We start from the raw sequence: 17,926 nt of genomic DNA on the forward strand, positions 1-17,926 counted from the left end.
ATGTTTGGTTGAAATAATGGGTTATTTTATTCCAACAATTGCTTTAATTGTTTCCAGAACCTGAAAGCCCAGATTGATACCGATAATAACCGCGATGCCGATAACCATGGCAAACAAATAGAAGCCTGTACCACCGGCCTGTAATTTACGGGCCGCATTGCTGAACGAGTTCACAAAACCACCTACGCCGTTTACGATACCGTCGAATCCTTTCGGCTCGAAAACACCTGAAAACAGATTAGACAATCCTTTTACCGGATTCACGAATACAGCCTGGTAAATTTCGTCAATATAATACTTGTTATAGATAACTTTCTGAATGCCTGTAATTTCGCTGTCTTCAACCGGTACATTTTTGCTGTTGCCAAATCGGGTATAGGCCACAAATATTGAAATAACTGCTGCAGCTACAGAAATACCCATTAAAATCCACTCTGTTGAATGATCTACCGGATGGCCTCCAAATTCAGGATTAACCGCTTTTGACCCTTCATAAATCGGGTTCAGGAAGTCGGCAAGCGCATGAGGGAAATGGAATATTTCAGGCATACCTATAAAACCACCTACTACTGATAAAGCAGCCAGAACCATCAATGGAATGGTCATGCTCGCAGGCGATTCGTGCAAATGATGCTCTTGCTCATGCGTGCCTCTGAACGACCCCGTAAAAGTAAGGAAGAAAAGACGGAACATATAAAAGGCTGTCATCATTGAGCCAGCCACAGCCAGCACCCACATAATTTTGCTATGCTCGTAAACATGGGCAAGGATTTCATCTTTTGAGAAGAAACCTGCAAAAGGCGGAATACCTGAGATGGCAATGGTACCAATCAGGAAGGTGATAGCAGTAATTTTAATTTTGCTCCACAAACCACCCATCCGGCGGATGTCCTGCTCACCACCCATGGCATGAATCACACTACCTGCGCCAAGGAATAACAATGCTTTGAAAAACGCGTGCGTAACCACATGGAAGAAACCAGACGTATAGGCTGATACCCCTAATGCCATAAACATATAGCCTAACTGGCTAACGGTTGAATACGCCAATACCTTTTTGATGTCGTTCTGGAAGATACCGATGGTAGCTGCAAGCACAGCAGTTGCCACGCCAATCCAGGCAACAAATTCAAGTGTGGCAGGTGATAGCGTGTATAAAATATTTGAGCGTACAATCATGTAAATACCTGACGTAACCATGGTAGCGGCGTGAATAAGGGCCGAAACCGGAGTAGGGCCTGCCATGGCATCAGGTAACCAGGTATACAACGGAATCTGCGCAGATTTACCCATGGCACCTATAAACAAAAAGCCGGTAATGGCAATAATAGCGCCATTGCCAACACTTAAGCCCTTGGCTTTGTCAAAAACCTCTGCATACTCAACTGTACCGAAGTTAATGATAATAAGGAAAATACCAATCAGAAAGCCCAAGTCACCAATGCGGTTCATGATAAAGGCTTTTCTTGCGGCATTGCCGTATTCGGTATTTTTGTTCCAGAAACCAATAAGCAGGTAAGAACACAACCCGACGCCTTCCCAACCAATAAACATTACGATGTAGTTGGAACCCATCACCAATAAAAGCATTGAGAAAAGGAACAGGTTAAGGAATGACATAAATTTGCCATATCCTTCATCGTCATGCATATAGCCCATTGAATACAGGTGTATGAGCGTACCCACACCGGTAATAACAAAGAGCATCAGAATGGAAAGCTGGTCTATCTGAAAAGCGAAGTTAATCTGTAACGTGCCGACGGTAATCCAGTCGAAGACATTGACAATGATAGGCTGATTGGTTTCTGCAAATTGGTTGTAGGCTATTATAGTACCAATAAATGATAGTAATGAAGCCCCAACACCTATGGGTCCGGCTATGCTTTTTGAGATTTTACGAAAACCAAGACCGTTGATTAAAAAACCAATGAGTGGAAATAAAGGTATTAGAGTAATGATTGACATATATTAATAGCCTCAGCCTCAAAGGCATGAATAAGGTTTAAAAACTATTATATCTAAATTCTGAAGGGCAATTACCACTTCAGTTTATCCAACAAACCAACATCAATAGAGCGGATATTTCTATAGATCATCACAATAATTGCCAGCCCAACGGCTACTTCAGCCGCGGCTACTGCCATAATAAAGAATACAAAAACCTGCCCTGAGGGGTCTGCTCTGTATGACGAAAACGTAATCAATAAAAGATTAACCGCATTGAGCATCAGCTCAATAGACATAAATATGATGATTGCATTGCGGCGTATCAATACACCCACTACGCCAATGATGAATAAAATACTTGCCAATAAGACATAATTGAGCAATGGGACGGTCTGGATAATGTCTGGTATTTTATTTTGCATCTGCAGATTTGTGATTGTTTTTCCGAAAATTTTTTCGCAAAAATAATGAACAATTATCAATAAACAATTATCAACCTGAATTTTAACGGCTGGCTGATGTCATATAAATTGCTGTTGAATATAGAAGAAAAACGGTGTTTATAATCGCAAAAACTATTTTTCTATCATCATTTTCAGCTTTATTTCGGTTAATTTTCTTTTGGTGTCAAGCGGGAAATCTCCGTTTATCATCCAATCGTAATACTGAGGCTCATTTTTCAATACCAGTTTTACCGGTTTGCCATTGTGTTTGCCAAAATTAAACAGTACTTCGCCTTTGCTGTTCAGGGTCATCCGTTGTGCAAAGTCTACAATATTGGCCGATGTTAACAGGTGCAGGGCGTCCATGTCGTTTTTAACAGGCTCGTATTCTTCACCTTTGTCGTTTTTCAGTTTTACACCATCATATTTTTCAACCTGCGAGCACAGTACCTCAAGCGTAGCCAGTGTGTCAACCTCTGCACTATGGGCGCCTTCAAGGGTTTTGTTGCAATAGAATCTGTAGGCTGCCGATAACGTTCGGGGTTCCATTAAATGAAAAATCCTCTGCGCATCAATCAACTTGCGGTTTTTAATGTCAAAATCTACATCAATACGTAGAAACTCCTCAACCAGCATGGGTACATCAAAACGGTTGCTGTTAAAACCGGCCAGGTCGCATCCTTCAATAAACTGAGCCAGCGATCTCCCGATTTGCTTAAAAGTGGGGGCATCTTTTACGTCTTCATCATAAATTCCATGAATCAGGCTTGTTTCAATCGGAATCGGAATACCCGGATTAATCAGTTTTGTCTTTACCTCAACGGTTCCGTCAAGCTTGGCTTTGGCAATACACAATTCCACAATTCTGTCTTTGGTAATATTCACTCCTGTTGTTTCGAGGTCAATTACGGCAAGAGGTTTTCGGAGTTTAAGTGTATGAGTAAGCATTATTTATTATTTAAATCAGAGGCACAAAGTTAGAAAATAATCAAAAGGATTGGCCAAAACAGCATTAAATTATATTGTTGTGTCTGTATCACTAATTGGTAATCCGTGTCGGGTTCTTCTATGCGCACCAACTGTTTTATGGCAGAGGCCCGTCGCACCAAACAAAAAATGCCACCTCCTGGCAGAGCATGGCACAATATTATTTCTGGTTATAAACGTTATTTATTTTCAATTATCTCATCAATTACAAAGAAAGGGCGCTTTTTTACTTCAATGTAAATTCTACCTATGTATTCTCCAAGAATACCCAGTATAATCAGAATCACACCACTCAGAAAGTACATACCTACCGCCAGCGAAGCCGTACCCGGTGTTTCTTCAGGGGCATGCCCGAACACCTTAAAGCCTATTAAACGGTGTAATATAAAGAATGTGCCCAGAAAAAACGAAGGGATAGAGATTAGAAAGCCCATGTAAGTAGCCAACCGAAGCGGGAAACTCGAAAACCCGAATAGGCCGTCAAGGGCCAGTTGGACAAGCTTCTTGAAAGTATATTTTACTTCTCCTGCTGCCCTTTCTGCTCTTTCATAAGTAACACCCACTTGTTTAAAGCCCGCATAGGCACGCATACCTCTTACAAATCGGATCTGTTCCGGCATTTCTTCTACCAGCACATTTACTACTTTTCTGTCCATTACACAAAAATCTCCTGAGTCTAACGGAATCTCAATGTCTGATATCCAGGCCAGAATTCTGTAAAATGCCGAGTAAGCTACTTTCTTAAAGAATCCTTCTTTTCGTTTTGTTCTTACAGCATATACAACCTCATAGCCTTCCCGCCATTTATTTAAAAAACGGTTGAGTTCTTCCGGGGGGTCCTGCAAATCGCCATCCATTATCACAATGGCATCACCCTTAGCAACTTTTATACCGGCAGAAATGGCAGGTTGATGCCCGAAATTGCGCGAAAGTTTTACCACCTTAACGCGCGGGTCTTTTGCGGCCATCACCCGCATCATGGTTAAAGATTGATCTCTTGAGCCGTCATCTACCAATACAATTTCGTAATCCTCACTCCACGACGGAGCGGCAGAGGTTAGTCGATTATAAAGATTTTGCAGGTTTTCTTCTTCGTTAAAAATCGGAATGACAATAGAAATCATTATAACAGGGGCTTAGTGCAATCTTTAAATCGCAAAGATAGATTATTTAAAATACAAAAGGGCAAAGAAGAAAAATATAGACATAAAAAAGTCCTGCGTGTGGGGCAGGACTTTGGCTTATTCAGCGCGTATGATGTATAAACGACCAGTGTTCATGAAAAGTTTCGTGTTTGAAAAATTATTGTATTATTTTTCAGAATTGTTTTTTGAGTTGTATTGATAGAACTCCAATCTATAAAAAGTGTATTTCCGGATGCTATTTGTATAATGATTAGATATGCTATTTACCCAAGAAGCAAGAGGCTGCCAGTTTCTGTACAGCCTCTTGTGAAAAACTCAGATAGTTCAAAAAGTAATGGTATTCACCGTACTGGATGCCGATGTGGTGGTAGTACTTTTCAAAGTGGCACCCGAAGTAGAGTAGGTACCTCCGGTATATAAACCCCATCCTGACGAATTGCCTGTAAAACTGCCTCCCGTATAGCTTCCGCCAAAGTAAATTTTATACTGCGTATTTTTTAATAAACCAGGTGAAGAGAAGTGGAAATAATAAGTGGCATTTTTAGGCTTGAAAGTAACCAGTTCTGTGCCGGATGCGTTTTCAATATGCAGCAATGAAGAAGCGGCCAGTTGGGTGCTCGATTTGATAAACATACCTACCTGGGTTGAGGCGGCCCCCATCGCCTTCGACATATTTGAACTTGAACCTGCCGCAATCAGTGTGCCTCCGTTTACAAGAAATGTGCCGTTTACATCTATGGCTTCTTCGGGTTGGTTGGTAGGGCCGTTTACAATGGTTATACCGCCTTTAATGGTAATGTTGCCATTGCTATCTATGGCATCGCTTCCTGACACTATCAAAACACCGTTGTTAATGAACAGATTGCTTCCATCATTAGATTCTGTTCCGCCAGAAACCGTTCCTTTCGTAACATTAATACCATCGTTTGACGCAGATACATTGGTTATGCCTCCATCAAAAGTAATGGTTGGCGCTTCAATTCCCTCTGTCGATTTGGTGATATTAATAGTACCGTTGCTCACCGTAACACTGGTTTCTGATTTAATGCCATCATCGGTGGCAGCAATATTCAATTCGCCATTTGTGATTATGAAACTGCCATCGCTCTTAAAGCCTTTGGCTTCACTGGTTTGCGAACTGCTATAAGTGTATTTGCTTCCTGTGGCCGAAATAGCAGTGGCACCTCCGCTAATAGTGGCAGTACCGTCCACAGTTATGCCTTTGCCACCGGTACCGGTGTTGGTAATAGTAAGATTACCACCTTTAATAGCCAGGTTTTTATCACAATTGATACCGGCAGAAGCAGCAATGTCAGCATCGTCAGTTACATAATAAGCTGCGCCTGATACGGTTATTTTTACTGTACCTGCCGAAAGCGTGAAGTCGCCATCTGTTTTAATACCTTTGGCGCCTTTTCCGCTTACGGTAAGGGTAACAGCATCTGCTGTACCGATTGAGGTGTAACTGGTGCTTTTGATGGCGTTGCCTTTGTCTCCGGTGGTAGTTACTTTTACAGTTCCGCCTTTAATTAAAACATAGGGTGTTATGCCTGCGTCTGTTCCGTCATACTGCGCGCTGATGCCATCGTCTACACTATTAACAGTTACCGAGCCACCATTAATAGACACGTACCCTTCTTCTGCCACAATACCATCACTTGTAGCGGTTACGTTAAGGGTTCCATTATCAATCATAAAGTAATCATTGGCATGTATCCCGTCTTTTACTGCCGATTTTACAATGATATTAGATTCTTTAACATAGATATAATCGTCTGAAACTATGCCGTGCTTGTAGTTTCCGGTTATATTGAGTGTACCAGTACCCATAAAACCCAGTTGCCCTTCGCTGAAGAATGTTCCTTTCTGGTCTTCACTGCTGCTGGTATAAGTAGTGCCGTCTGCCAGAGCGTTAGTGGTTCCGCTCAGTATATTAATTGTTGCCTTTTTGCCTGACTGTATATTTATAGCAGGGCCGCTGCTGTTGGTCAGGTTCAGACCTTTCATGGTAATATTGAACTGATAATCGCTGTAAATCTTGAAACTACCTTTTGTAGCCGTACCCGATAACAGATATACAATTTCTTTGGTCGTGTTTTTAGAGGTTACGGTTACATCGGCACCATTTACGTCTACACTAACGCCATCGTTGATGAATGCGTTGTTTACCGCTGCACTGGTACCTGAATAAGCTATCACCACTGTATCTTTGGCTGGGTTCGCTATACCTGCTGTGCCGGCTGCTATGGCTAAAGTAAGGGTAGTGGTTTGCCCGCCAAAGCTAATATTAAATATGGCGGTTCCGGCTGATGTGGGTGAACCTGATATGGTATAGGTCAGACTCCCGCCTCCGCTGGCTAATGTACCCGCTGCCAGTGTTGCCGTAAGCCCTTCAACACCTGTTGATGAGGCTGTTGATGCATCGTATACTCCTCCGTTCCCGCCTGTGTATTCAAGTGTGATTGTTCCGGCATAGGCAGTTCCGCTGGTACCAGCATCGGGCGTACTTTTGACTGTAAGACTTGCTACACTGGCCTGCGATAGCGCCACAGGTAATGAAAGCGTACAGCTTTGTCCGCCTAATTCAATCGGAAAGATGGCCGTTCCCGCGGTGGCGGGTGTTCCGGTGATAATAAAGCTGGCAGTTCCGCTTCCATTAGCTAAAGTGCCTGCCGATAAAGTAGCTGTTAACCCGGTTACACCAGTTGAGGCAACGGCTGTTCCTTGGGGATATTCAGCGGCATTTCCGCCTGAATAAGGAACATTGGCAGTAGCCGTAAAAGATACCCCACTGGTTGCGTTTGCCGAGAATGTTGCTTTTGAACAATCGAGTGCTGAAATGCTCGCGGTTTTTGTGAGTTCGTCAGTTTTACATGATTGAAATAGTGATAAAACTGTTAAAAATAACAATTGAACTACGGTTTTATTCATATTGGTGGTTGTTTTAGAAAAGAAACATTGTGTATTGTGGGTATAGACGAACAAAAACTGAAAAGAGTGGTATAGGAAAGACAAACTTTATGGGCATACCAGAAAATTGAAGTGCGCCCAAATTGGATTGTAAAAACAAACAATAAAAAAAGAGACCGCCGGTTTATGGCAGTCTCCTGAATACTTATCTTATTTGTCTAATTCTTAAAAACCTATCTGGCCTGAAAGAGACGCTCCGTAAGGTACAAAATCGGCATTTATGCCCATTACTTTACAGGCTTCGGCCGCAACTCTGATAGAGTTGTTAGTCCCGACTTGTCCACCTCTTAAATTTAAAATCATAAGTTGCTGAAATAGAGTATATTAACTCTATTAATTTTGTAATTTGCTGACCTAATGGGTCAAAATGTATAAAATCAGGCAAATAAAATATTCAGAAAGTTCGGTTTCTATCCAGGTTTATAAGATTGAAAACAGGAAGCGAGTCATTGTTCGCCACATCGGCACTGCTCGTAACGAGCAGGAGAAATCTGACCTACTTGTTCTTGCTAATGATTTTATTGAAAAAATCTCTAAACAACTTTTTCTCTTTGAAGACCAGCAAGCAGGCAATGTATTTTATATCAGACAAACCGAATTTATCGGGGTTCATTATACTTTTCTTTATGATGTACTATCCAAAATTATCCTTGCCATCGGTTTTGACAAGCTAAACAATACTCTGCTTCTGGATTTGGTCATTATGCGGATAATGGAACCGGCCTCTAAACTTCGTTCTATTGCGCTTCTGGAGGAATATTTTGGTATCAAACATCGCAGACAAAATTATTATAAGACTGCTCCTGAGTGGCTTAAACTAAAGTCGAAAGCCGAGGGCATTGCTCTCGCATTTGCCAGGAAGCATTATGCCTTTAATTATGACTTATTGTTTTATGATGTCACTACCTTGTACTTTGAGACTTTTGAAGAAGATGAATTGCGTAAGAATGGATTTTCTAAAGATAATAAATTCCAACAACCACAAATTTTAGTGGCACTAATGGTCAGTAAAGAGGGATTTCCGATAGCTTACGAAGTCTTTGCTGGCAATACTTTCGAGGGGCATACCATCATTCCCGTTGTAAAAAGTTTCATCCTTAAAAATAAGGTAAAAAACTTTACAGTAGTGGCTGATGCGGCAATGATTAGTACCGAAAACATTGAGGCGCTAAGAGAAAATGACATCAGCTACATTGTAGGAGCCAGATTAGGTAATCTTTCCCATGAGTTGATAGAGGCAATAGACAAAAGTATTTTGCGTGAAGATGGCAAAAGCATCCGCATCAAAACAGACAAAGGATATTTGGTTTGCAGCTACTCCACAGTCAGGTATCGTAAGGATAAGTATGAAATGGAAAAGCAAATAGAAAATGCTAAATACATCATCGAAAACCCCTCCAAAAACAAAAAGCTAAAGTTCACCACCACGAAAGAAGAAATTATAGCACTCAACCAGAAACTAATTGATAAAACACAAAAGATTCTGGGAATCAAAGGCTATTATACCAATATAGAAGAAAGCCTTCTCAGCAATGATACCATCATAGAACGTTATCACGAATTGTTCAGAATAGAACAGGCTTTCCGAATAGCTAAAAGCGATTTACAGACAAGACCCATATTTCACTACAAAGAAGAACCTATCAAGCTACATCTGTTAATTTGCTTTACAGCACTGGTTATATCCAAGCACATAGAACTTCAAACAAACAAATCCATCCGCAAATGTATCCATGAATGTAAAAGGATAACAACGGCAAGGCTAAAAAACAAGATTACAGGAAAAGAAATAAAAATAAAGGCAAATCTAAACCCAGTAATCATGGAAATCCTAAGAAAAATCAACTTGCTGACCTAATTTGAACAAGTCAGGACAAACAATAAAAAAAGAGACCGCCGGTTTATGGCAGTCTCCTGAATACTTATCTTATTTGTCTAATTCTTAAAAACCTATCTGGCCTGAAAGAGACGCTCCGTAAGGTACAAAATCGGCATTTATGCCCATTACTTTACAGGCTTCGGCCGCAACTCTGATAGAGTTGTTGGTACTTCTTTCGTCAGGGTAAATATGAGCCATATTGGCTATGTAAAGATTTTTGGTTGGGGTCTCGCAAGCCGGTACTTTTTCAGAGAAATTCAAATCGCATACAGTTGCAGCTGTATTGGTTTTGAAGATGTACACATTTTTTATCCAGTCTTCTGAGAACTCCGGATTAATGCGTTTCAAAGGCGGAATCATCAGGTCTTTGATTTCTTCATTACTCATTTTCGCCAGGTCTTCACTCATGGCAAAGTAGCGGGATAAATACAGAATATGTGAGCCATTGTATTGCTCTTTCGGTATAAAATTGGTGTGCTCAATTACTCCACCAAACGGAAAACCCTGGTCGGCCACGTTCATCCAGTAAATATGGCTGAACGATTTTTTCATTTCCAGAATTGTACACACTGCACCGAAATACTCAATGCCGTTGGCACCAAGCGGTGAGTTTTTAATTTTATCGAAATAAATAGAAGGTATAGTCAGCAGGAATTTATCTCCTTCAATGTTCAGATTTTTGGTTTTTATACTTTTTATTTCGTTATTTTCAATCTTAAATTCTTCAACGGGTTCATTTTTGATGAGTTCCACGCCCATTTCATCCAATCTTTTCAGAAGCGTTTCTATCAGGGTTTTCCAACTTCCCTGAATATAGCCCAGGCGCTCGTCTCCCGATTTCCTTGAACCCAGTCTTTGAGCCATCCGGCCAATCATCCACGACAACGGTACCTGCCCTGCATAAGGCCCGAATTTGATATTGAGCATGGGTTTCCAGAGGGCATCTGTTATATCTCGCCCTGCCCATTTATAAAACCATTCCAGGGTAGGGGTGCCTTCATTCTCGCGCCACTTGGCCAGTTTACCCAAAAAAATACTGGTCAATCCAAAACGGATTTTGCCTAAAAAACCTACGGGCTTAAACTTCAGTAAATCAACTGGTGAATTAAAATCATATATTTTTCCATTTCTGAAAACCCCCATAGTGGTTTTTTTATAGAAGGCTTTATCAGCAATACCCAGATCTTGCAACAACCAGCGTAATTCGGCATCCTGCGTAAAGAAATGGTGGTAGTAATACTCCAATTGGTTGCCGCCAATCTCAAAAGTATTGAGTAGCCCGCCAAATTTATCGCTGCCTTCAATTACGGTTACCTTAATGCCCTGTTTGGCTGCAACGTATGCAGCCGCCAGACCGGTCATGCCACCACCTATGATGTTTAATTTCATATCAGCTTTTAATATCTTTATTTTATTGAATCTTGATTGCTTGTTCTTTTATAACTTTAAACCTGCTGTTTTCCAGCTTGCCTATCTTCATACTGTAGGATCCAACCGGCAGGTCTGGTTTGGCCACTACGGCTTCAATATGGCTATTATAGAAATTACCCGAACTTAAAAAGGTTGTAAATTTATTGGCCGGCGCCTCCAGAGTAAATGCCAGACGGGTTTTATCGTTCGTAAAAATGGCATAATAACCATCATATCTGGTACAGGCAGGAACGGCCATGTTTTCAATTTCTATCTGAATAGAGTTCGAATCGTCGGTAATTTTCACGGTTTCTGCTCCGGTGTTAGGTACCTGGTTTATATAAAGGGCTTTGTTTAGGCTGTCAATTTCTGCCGGCGTAGTATAGTTCTTAAAATGCACCCTGCTGATCCAGAGTATGTCGTTCACATATTTCATTATTCCCGGCACAAAACCTGCATAGTTGAAAGGCGGAATGGGCAGGCGTTGATATTGGTTAATTGGCACGTGGTCGTCAGGGTTCCGGGAGTTCTCAAAGGCATAGTAGTAATAACGGCCGTTGTTTTTCCAGTTCAGAATGGTAGTTCCAAAGAAACGCCTGTGTTTTTCAACCTCGTCCAGGCTTTCGTAATAAGAAAAAAGACTGAATAAAATGGCTGCAAGTATCGAAATCCGGAGGTACTTTTTCCACTGTGCAACAGCCACTACATTGAAAAAGCTCAGGTAAACAATGGCAAACAAAATAATGGAAACAGTTTTATAACGGCTGGCAAAGGCTTGTTCTAAACCCTGGCTGGCTCTTGATACCGAAAAGGCCGCTCCGCTTAAACCAACAAAAATAAAGGCAGCCAGCAAATAAAGATTGAATTTTGGGTGTGCCAGCAGTCGGGTATAAAGTCTGTAAAACCAATTGCTGTTGTCTTTCTTTGCTTTTGGCAGAAAGTGATAATACAAAAAAGTAAATAGCTGCACAGCCAGCCAGCCAACTAAAACCACCCCCGCCGAAATAGCCACCACATGTTTAAGTGTTACGTTATAGAACTGAACGGTGCTATCAATAGGAGAGCCGAAAAAGGCAAAGAAATCGCCGATGATAATATGCGGAAACTGTGTGATGTTCACCTTTACATCCGGCCGTATGCCCGGTTTCTCAAAATCATGAAAATAAAGCCAGAAACTGAATGCCAGAAATACAAAATACTGTATTTTCTCGCCTCGCGAGCGGGTGTATAGTAAAATGGGTATGGCCGCCAGAAACGCAAACATACCATTGCCATTGGTAAACATGGCTATAAAAAACAGTACAATGCTTAAATAAAAAGCCCATTTCTGTTTATTGAACAAAAGCAGACTAAAACCCCATAAACCAAAAATAATAACTACATTGGGCTGCAGTGAGGTAATTGCCCAGAAGATGTTTTCAATAGGTTGGGTGTTGAAAACAATGAACAGAATAGGTATTAAATAGGCCATTCCAAGATTTATTTCGCGAAGCAACCGATAAAAAACAAAGGGAAGAATGAGCAAATGGGCCACGCCCATCAGCATTAAAATCTTATAGTTAACTTCGCCAAACAACTGGTAGCATAATAATGTGCTGAGCCTTACATAGATTATGCGGTGCTCGCACATCTGCGAAAAAAGCAGTGTCATCTTTTCGCCAAAGGTGCTTTGCTGCATCCAGCTGGCCAGAAAACCCTCTATGCCGTGCCAGTCGTCGTTCCAACCTATGTTAAACGCATTTTTGAACGCAAAAGCATAAAATGCTACAATAGGAACCAACACCAGAATATAAATACCTAACTTTTTTTTCATAAAAGAACACGCTAAAAGGTTGGGTAGCTCTCAAACTAAACTTTCTCGACAGACCCCACGTAATCCTGAAAATGCACTGCAGGAAGAAAATTGAAATTTACACGATATGACAGTACCGTAAAAACCAGAATCAGTGAACTTAGAAAGGCCTGCATCAATATACCTAAAAACAGCAATACGCCCCACATCGGGATGTAAACACTATAGGCAAAAACAATAATAATGCTTGCAATGGCCACCATAATAAGTAATGAAATGGCTATCATTAGCCGAACCGAAACGGTGTCAATATAAACAGCAATGGCGCTCAGGCCATGTATAACCAATGAGGTATAGTTCATCTTTGACTTGCCCGTGTATCTCTCTCCTCTTTCAAGCCCAACCGATTTGTACGTTAGCCTTGACCGGATAATGCCACCGGGGTAGTGGTTCCAGATGTCTGATACGTGTGTAACCTTGTTGAGCAGTTTAAGCGGAATAACTGAAAAATTACCAAAGTTGATTACCTTACCGGTTAAAAGAATAAAAATGTATTTATATATTTTGTAGAAAATCTTGAAGAAGAAACTCTCGTTACGTTTGGTGCGGCGGGCAAAAACAATTTCTTTTCCGTTGCTTTTTATGGCTTCTGCAAGTAACAAAGGTAAATGCTCGGGTTGGTCTTCACCGTCTACATCCATTACCACCACAAAGTCGCTGTCATAATTTACATTCAGGTAAGACAGCCCAATGGCTATTGCTTTCTGGTGGCCAAGGTTTTTGTTCAGGTGCAGAATTTCAAGGGGGTGTCCTTTCAGTTTGTCTATGTTTACTTCCAGACTTGAGCAGTCGTCTACTACTAGTATCTGGTAGTTGCTGTATTCGGTGTTAGCCAATACCAAATGTATTTGGTCAGCGAGTTGATACAAGCAGTCCCAGTCATTAAAAAGTGGTGTAACAATAGTTATTTTCATAAAAAAGCGTCTTCTGTTTTTGGACTCTAACCCCCGCTCAGAAACCAGTAACACACAAAATTAGGAAAAATTACGCTCGTGTGCTTGAATTTGTTCGTCGTATCTCCTGTTTGTTTCGGCAATGGTGGCATCGTATCTGTAATCCAGCCATTCGTTCACATCGGCAAACATTTGTTTTCTGTTTTTCAGAAACCCTACATTTGTGGCCGACTGTACATTGCTTAGCCCGCCTCTGTGTTTACGGTACACACCCATCGGCTCTGGTATATAATGAATGTCGCCCTGCGCTGCCAGTTGTATCACCAATGCCCAGTCGCCGGCGGCGGCACGGCTGTGCCATGCTGCAAAATCATGGTCGCGGAAATGGTTTCTGTAAAATGTGCTGGCAGTAGCAATAAACCATCGGTCTTCCAGAATATCCTGAATGGTTGAGTGCATCTTCTGGTCTGAAGTATTGAAAAAATGCCCCGGCGAATGGTCTTCATATATCACCTGCATATTATGGTGGCAAATCATATAGCTTTTATTGGCCTCCATAAAATCAAACTGCTTTTGCAGCTTCAGGGGGTCAGTCCAGTAGTCATCTCCCTCGCACAAGGCCACATAATCGCCTTTGCAGGCTTTTATAATACCTAATACATTATTGCGCCCAGCAAACTCTTTAGGTTCTGTTGGCCCCTGGTTTTCCTGATGAAGAAAAGCATTGAATAGCTGTGGGTGCTGCGCTATGTATTCTCTGATAATGGTCTGATTATTATCGGTAGAGGCATCATCACCTATTACAATTTCATAGCTAAAATCAGTTTTTTGCATCAGAATACCATCTAATGTCTGCCTTATAAACGATTCATGGTTATAAGTAGGAACACAAACACTTACTTTGGGTCTGGTAGATTCCATGCCGTTTTATTGATTTTTTTTGAGTCGATGTGGCAATAAAGCAAAAAAACTATAGGTACTTACAAGCCATACCGGTAGTATATAATCGCGGATTATTTCCTTTTTAGTTGCATAAGACGGGTTTGCTAAACGCAGGTATTGAATAGCTGCAAAAACCTTTTTGAAGTAGGTGTTGGCATATTGTCTGCTGTCTAAAAGCATACGGTAATAGCGGGCAATATTCTTGTTGAGCGTGGTATGAAACCGGAGGTTTAGCTCTTCATCTATACCGCGGTACATTCCAATACGGTTTTCCAGAAATTCTGCATCGGCATAGCCGTCGGTGAAGCTCATGCCGCTGTGGCGGTTTTTTCGGTAGACTGACATCACCTTGTTTATGTACCTGAACTTGCCTCCGTTTTTACCCAACAGGATATACCGCGGGATGTCGCCGCTTTTTGATTCATGAAACCATTTCGGATAATTGGTAATTACTCCATGACGAAACAAAATGGCCGAAGTGGCTATAAACCAGACTTCGTCTTCACCAATAAAATCTTCAATGGTAACTATCTCTTTCTGGTCTGGAGGATTCACGAACTGATTCGGATGAGAATCATCATCAAAAATGATTTCGGCATTATGAAAACAGGCCACATAATCTGGGTTGGTGTCCAGAAAATCAGCCATCTCTTGCAGCTTGTTGTCGTCTGTCCAGTAGTCATCGCCATCCATGGGCGCAATGTATTGTCCTTTGGCTACTTCAAGGGCCACCAATGTATTATTTTTACCAAAGCCACCCAGGTTTTTTTCATGCAGCAGCGGTACAATTATGTTGGGGTATTTCTGATGATATTCTTTTATAATAGCGGCCGTGTTATCTGGCGACGCATCGTCACCCACTATTACTTCAAAACTAAAGTTCACCTTCTGGCTAAGAATAGAATCTAAGGTTTTACGAATAAACGGCTCATGTTTATAAGTTAAAACCACTACACTTACTTTTATCATCTCATGCTTCTATTTAAGGCATTCAGCAATGCGCAACTTAGCGCTTCTTGCTCGTGGATTTCTCTCTATTTCTTCCGCTCCTGCTTCAATGGCTTTTCTTGTTACAGCTTCCAGAGGTTTTATGTCGTTTCCGAAGAAATCTTTCTCAACTTCACCACTAAACTTACCGCTTCTGATGAAGTTCTTCACCAGCCGGTCTTCCAGCGAATGGTAAGACATCACCACCAATCGCCCACCGGGTTCCAATACTTCGGGCGTTTGTTGAAGAAACTCTTCCAGCACTGCCATTTCCTGATTCACCTCAATTCGCAATGCCTGAAAAACCTGTGCAAAATACTTGTTTTCTTTACCGCGCGGAGTAAATTTATTGAGTATGCCCTTTAAATCATTTATGGTTTCAATGCTTTTATTCAGGCGGGCTGTATAAATGGCCTGAGCGGCGGTGCGGGCGTTTTGGATTTCTCCGTACATGCCCAGTATTTTATGTAATTGATCAACCGAATACTCGTTTACAATGTTTTTGGCCGTGATATCAGCTTTTTGGTTCATTCGCATATCCAGCTCGGCATCAAACCGGGTTGAGAAGCCACGTTCGGGGGTATCAATCTGATGCGAAGAAATACCGAGGTCCGCCAGAATACCATCTACTTTTTTTGCACCAAACAAACGCAGGTATTGCCTGATATTCCTGAAATTAGCATCAATAAAGGTGAAGTTTTTAGAATCTATCAGTTTCGATTCTGCTTTGGCATCGGCGTCCTGGTCAAAAGCATACAATTTACCTGTGGTGAGTTTTTCCAGAATTGCCCTTGAATGGCCGCCTCCACCAAATGTTACATCTACATAAACACCATCGGGCTTGATATTCAGGCCGTCGAGGCATTCTTTTAACATAACAGGAACATGGTAGGCAGACATAAATTGCGGTTTAGTGAACCTGTTTGAACTTTTAATTCAGTGCCGAAAATGAGATATTTTTGCTCAGATAAAGTAATTTTTGAGTTCGTAGCATCGCTACAGACGAAACAAATTACTGAAATATGAGTCTAAAAATAGCCATTTGCAGACTAAAGAAATAAGTTTAAACAGGTTTCGAATCAATAATAATTGCAAAAATAGTGAAAAAACAAAATACTTCTGCCCCGTGCAAAGTATATCTGTCTGTAATGTGAGTTGGGCCAAACTAAAAATGGTGCTGTTATCGTTAAAGTTTTATGCGTTAATTAGCAGATTATCTGAAAAACATGCAGTTTTATCATAAAAACCAGTCAAACTTATTTAGTAAATGGCACGCAGAGAGGTATTTGTAAATATATATGAGCAGGTTACGGGTTGGAGATTCGTACTGATTTTTCTTTTACTGATAATAGGTGCAGCCGTATTGTATTATTTTAACCAGCTGGGGCAGCAGGTTGAAGACCGTGAAAAGAAGTATGCGTCTCTCTACGCAGCTGGTATAGGCTTTACCATTCAGGAGAACGGAAAAGATTGCCAGTATACCTACGTACAGGAAATGCTCGAAGCCAATGAAACCGTGCCTATGATAATAGTTCTGAACGGTGTGCCGTCTGAGTATTCGCAGAATATACCCGAGCTGGAAGACAAGAAAAAGAAATGGACAGCAGAGGATAAAATGGATTTTAAGTATAAAATGGTAGCTGCTATGGGGCAGGAGCATCCGCCTATACAGTTTGTGGTAGGCAGAGACATTGGCTATGTGTATTACAGCAACTCGGTAGTGGTAAAACAATTACGATACTTCCCATACATATTGCTGGCTACGTTTCTGGTCTTTGGTTCAATGGCTTATATTGCTTACAGTTCGTCTCGTAAGGCAGAACAAAACCGTGTCTGGGTTGGGTTGGCTAAAGAAACGGCGCATCAGCTCGGTACGCCGATTTCTGCCTTGATGGCGTGGGTTGAGGTATTGCGGTCAAATCCTGATTTTGATACGTCTATTGGCGATGAAATGGAGAAAGACGTAAAACGTTTGGAGACTATCACCACTCGTTTTTCAAACATCGGGTCTGTGCCGCAAATGAGTCAGGAAACATTGCCCGAAATGGTTGAGCAGTCGTTGAAATATCTTGAAAGAAGAATTTCTACCAAGGTAAAGGTTCATTTTGAAAGCCGCATACCTGCCGAAACCAGAGTGGAAGTAAACAGGCATTTATTTGAATGGGTAATAGAAAACCTCTGCAAAAATGCAGTTGACGCCATGAGCGGCAAAGGAGAATTATTTGTAAGCCTTATGCCCTTAACAAAAAGCAGGATAGCCATTGATATCCGCGATACAGGTAAGGGTATTACCCCGGCCAATCTGCGTAAAATATTTAAGCCGGGGTTCAGTACCAAAAAAAGAGGCTGGGGGCTTGGCTTAACACTTGCCAAGCGTATTATTGAAAACTACCATGATGGTAAACTTTTTGTGAAAGAAACGCAAACGGATAAAGGCACTACTTTCAGAATTGTGCTGCATGAGGCCTAGC

At 41.3% G+C, this 17,926-nt stretch carries 14 protein-coding genes; 2 read left to right on the forward strand and 12 right to left on the reverse strand.

What is annotated here, in order from left to right; translation table 11 throughout:
• Positions 1–21: 21 nt before the first annotated feature.
• The 6 genes from nuoL to MB380_RS00945 form a co-directional block, all read right to left on the reverse strand.
• On the reverse strand, positions 22–1,965 hold the full coding sequence (nuoL, locus tag MB380_RS00920; RefSeq protein WP_253532204.1) for an NADH-quinone oxidoreductase subunit L: 1,944 nt from the start codon (positions 1,963–1,965) through the stop codon (positions 22–24).
• A gap of 71 nt (positions 1,966–2,036) precedes the next feature.
• Positions 2,037–2,369, reverse strand: coding sequence for an NADH-quinone oxidoreductase subunit NuoK (nuoK, locus tag MB380_RS00925; protein ID WP_101728284.1), 333 nt, complete (start codon positions 2,367–2,369; stop codon positions 2,037–2,039).
• A gap of 153 nt (positions 2,370–2,522) precedes the next feature.
• Positions 2,523–3,338, reverse strand: a complete 816-nt coding sequence (locus MB380_RS00930) for a 3'-5' exonuclease (RefSeq protein ID WP_253532206.1) — start codon at positions 3,336–3,338, stop codon at positions 2,523–2,525.
• A gap of 218 nt (positions 3,339–3,556) precedes the next feature.
• Positions 3,557–4,501, reverse strand: coding sequence for a glycosyltransferase family 2 protein (locus MB380_RS00935; protein WP_253532208.1), 945 nt, complete (start codon positions 4,499–4,501; stop codon positions 3,557–3,559).
• Positions 4,502–4,846: 345 nt separating this feature from the next.
• The gene (locus tag MB380_RS00940; RefSeq protein WP_253532210.1) at positions 4,847–7,453 is read right to left on the reverse strand and encodes a carbohydrate-binding domain-containing protein; all 2,607 of its coding nucleotides are present in this window, start codon (positions 7,451–7,453) and stop codon (positions 4,847–4,849) included.
• A gap of 204 nt (positions 7,454–7,657) precedes the next feature.
• Positions 7,658–7,795 carry a hypothetical protein gene (locus tag MB380_RS00945; RefSeq protein WP_253532212.1) on the reverse strand — a complete coding sequence of 46 codons (138 nt, stop codon included), beginning with the start codon at positions 7,793–7,795 and terminating at the stop codon, positions 7,658–7,660.
• A 64-nt stretch (positions 7,796–7,859) separates the two neighbouring features.
• Here MB380_RS00945 and MB380_RS00950 point away from each other — a divergent pair, with 64 nt between their 5' ends.
• The gene (locus MB380_RS00950) at positions 7,860–9,350 is read left to right on the forward strand and encodes an IS1634 family transposase (RefSeq protein WP_253530585.1); all 1,491 of its coding nucleotides are present in this window, start codon (positions 7,860–7,862) and stop codon (positions 9,348–9,350) included.
• 84 nt (positions 9,351–9,434) lie between these two features.
• Here the strand turns inward: MB380_RS00950 and MB380_RS00955 are convergent, their stop codons facing one another.
• The 6 genes from MB380_RS00955 to rsmH are packed head-to-tail and all read right to left on the reverse strand — an operon-like array spanning position 9,435 to position 16,355.
• Complete coding sequence (locus MB380_RS00955) at positions 9,435–10,760, reverse strand: NAD(P)/FAD-dependent oxidoreductase (protein ID WP_253532214.1); 1,326 nt, start codon at positions 10,758–10,760, stop codon at positions 9,435–9,437.
• Positions 10,761–10,782: 22 nt separating this feature from the next.
• Positions 10,783–12,594 carry a hypothetical protein gene (locus tag MB380_RS00960; RefSeq protein WP_253532215.1) on the reverse strand — a complete coding sequence of 604 codons (1,812 nt, stop codon included), beginning with the start codon at positions 12,592–12,594 and terminating at the stop codon, positions 10,783–10,785.
• A gap of 35 nt (positions 12,595–12,629) precedes the next feature.
• The gene (locus MB380_RS00965; protein ID WP_253532217.1) at positions 12,630–13,547 is read right to left on the reverse strand and encodes a glycosyltransferase; all 918 of its coding nucleotides are present in this window, start codon (positions 13,545–13,547) and stop codon (positions 12,630–12,632) included.
• 60 nt (positions 13,548–13,607) lie between these two features.
• Positions 13,608–14,447 (reverse strand): glycosyltransferase, encoded by an 840-nt coding sequence (locus MB380_RS00970; RefSeq protein ID WP_253532219.1) that lies wholly within the window; start codon positions 14,445–14,447, stop codon positions 13,608–13,610.
• A gap of 6 nt (positions 14,448–14,453) precedes the next feature.
• Positions 14,454–15,437 carry a glycosyltransferase family 2 protein gene (locus tag MB380_RS00975; RefSeq protein WP_253532221.1) on the reverse strand — a complete coding sequence of 328 codons (984 nt, stop codon included), beginning with the start codon at positions 15,435–15,437 and terminating at the stop codon, positions 14,454–14,456.
• Between the two features lie 9 nt (positions 15,438–15,446).
• On the reverse strand, positions 15,447–16,355 hold the full coding sequence (rsmH, locus tag MB380_RS00980) for a 16S rRNA (cytosine(1402)-N(4))-methyltransferase RsmH (RefSeq protein ID WP_253532223.1): 909 nt from the start codon (positions 16,353–16,355) through the stop codon (positions 15,447–15,449).
• Between the two features lie 367 nt (positions 16,356–16,722).
• Here rsmH and MB380_RS00985 point away from each other — a divergent pair, with 367 nt between their 5' ends.
• Positions 16,723–17,925, forward strand: coding sequence for a PAS domain-containing sensor histidine kinase (locus MB380_RS00985; RefSeq protein WP_253532225.1), 1,203 nt, complete (start codon positions 16,723–16,725; stop codon positions 17,923–17,925).
• The last annotated feature ends 1 nt before the right edge of the window (position 17,926 follow it).

The organism is Emticicia sp. 21SJ11W-3 (assembly GCF_024138715.1).
GTDB lineage: Bacteria > Bacteroidota > Bacteroidia > Cytophagales > Spirosomataceae > Emticicia > Emticicia fluvialis.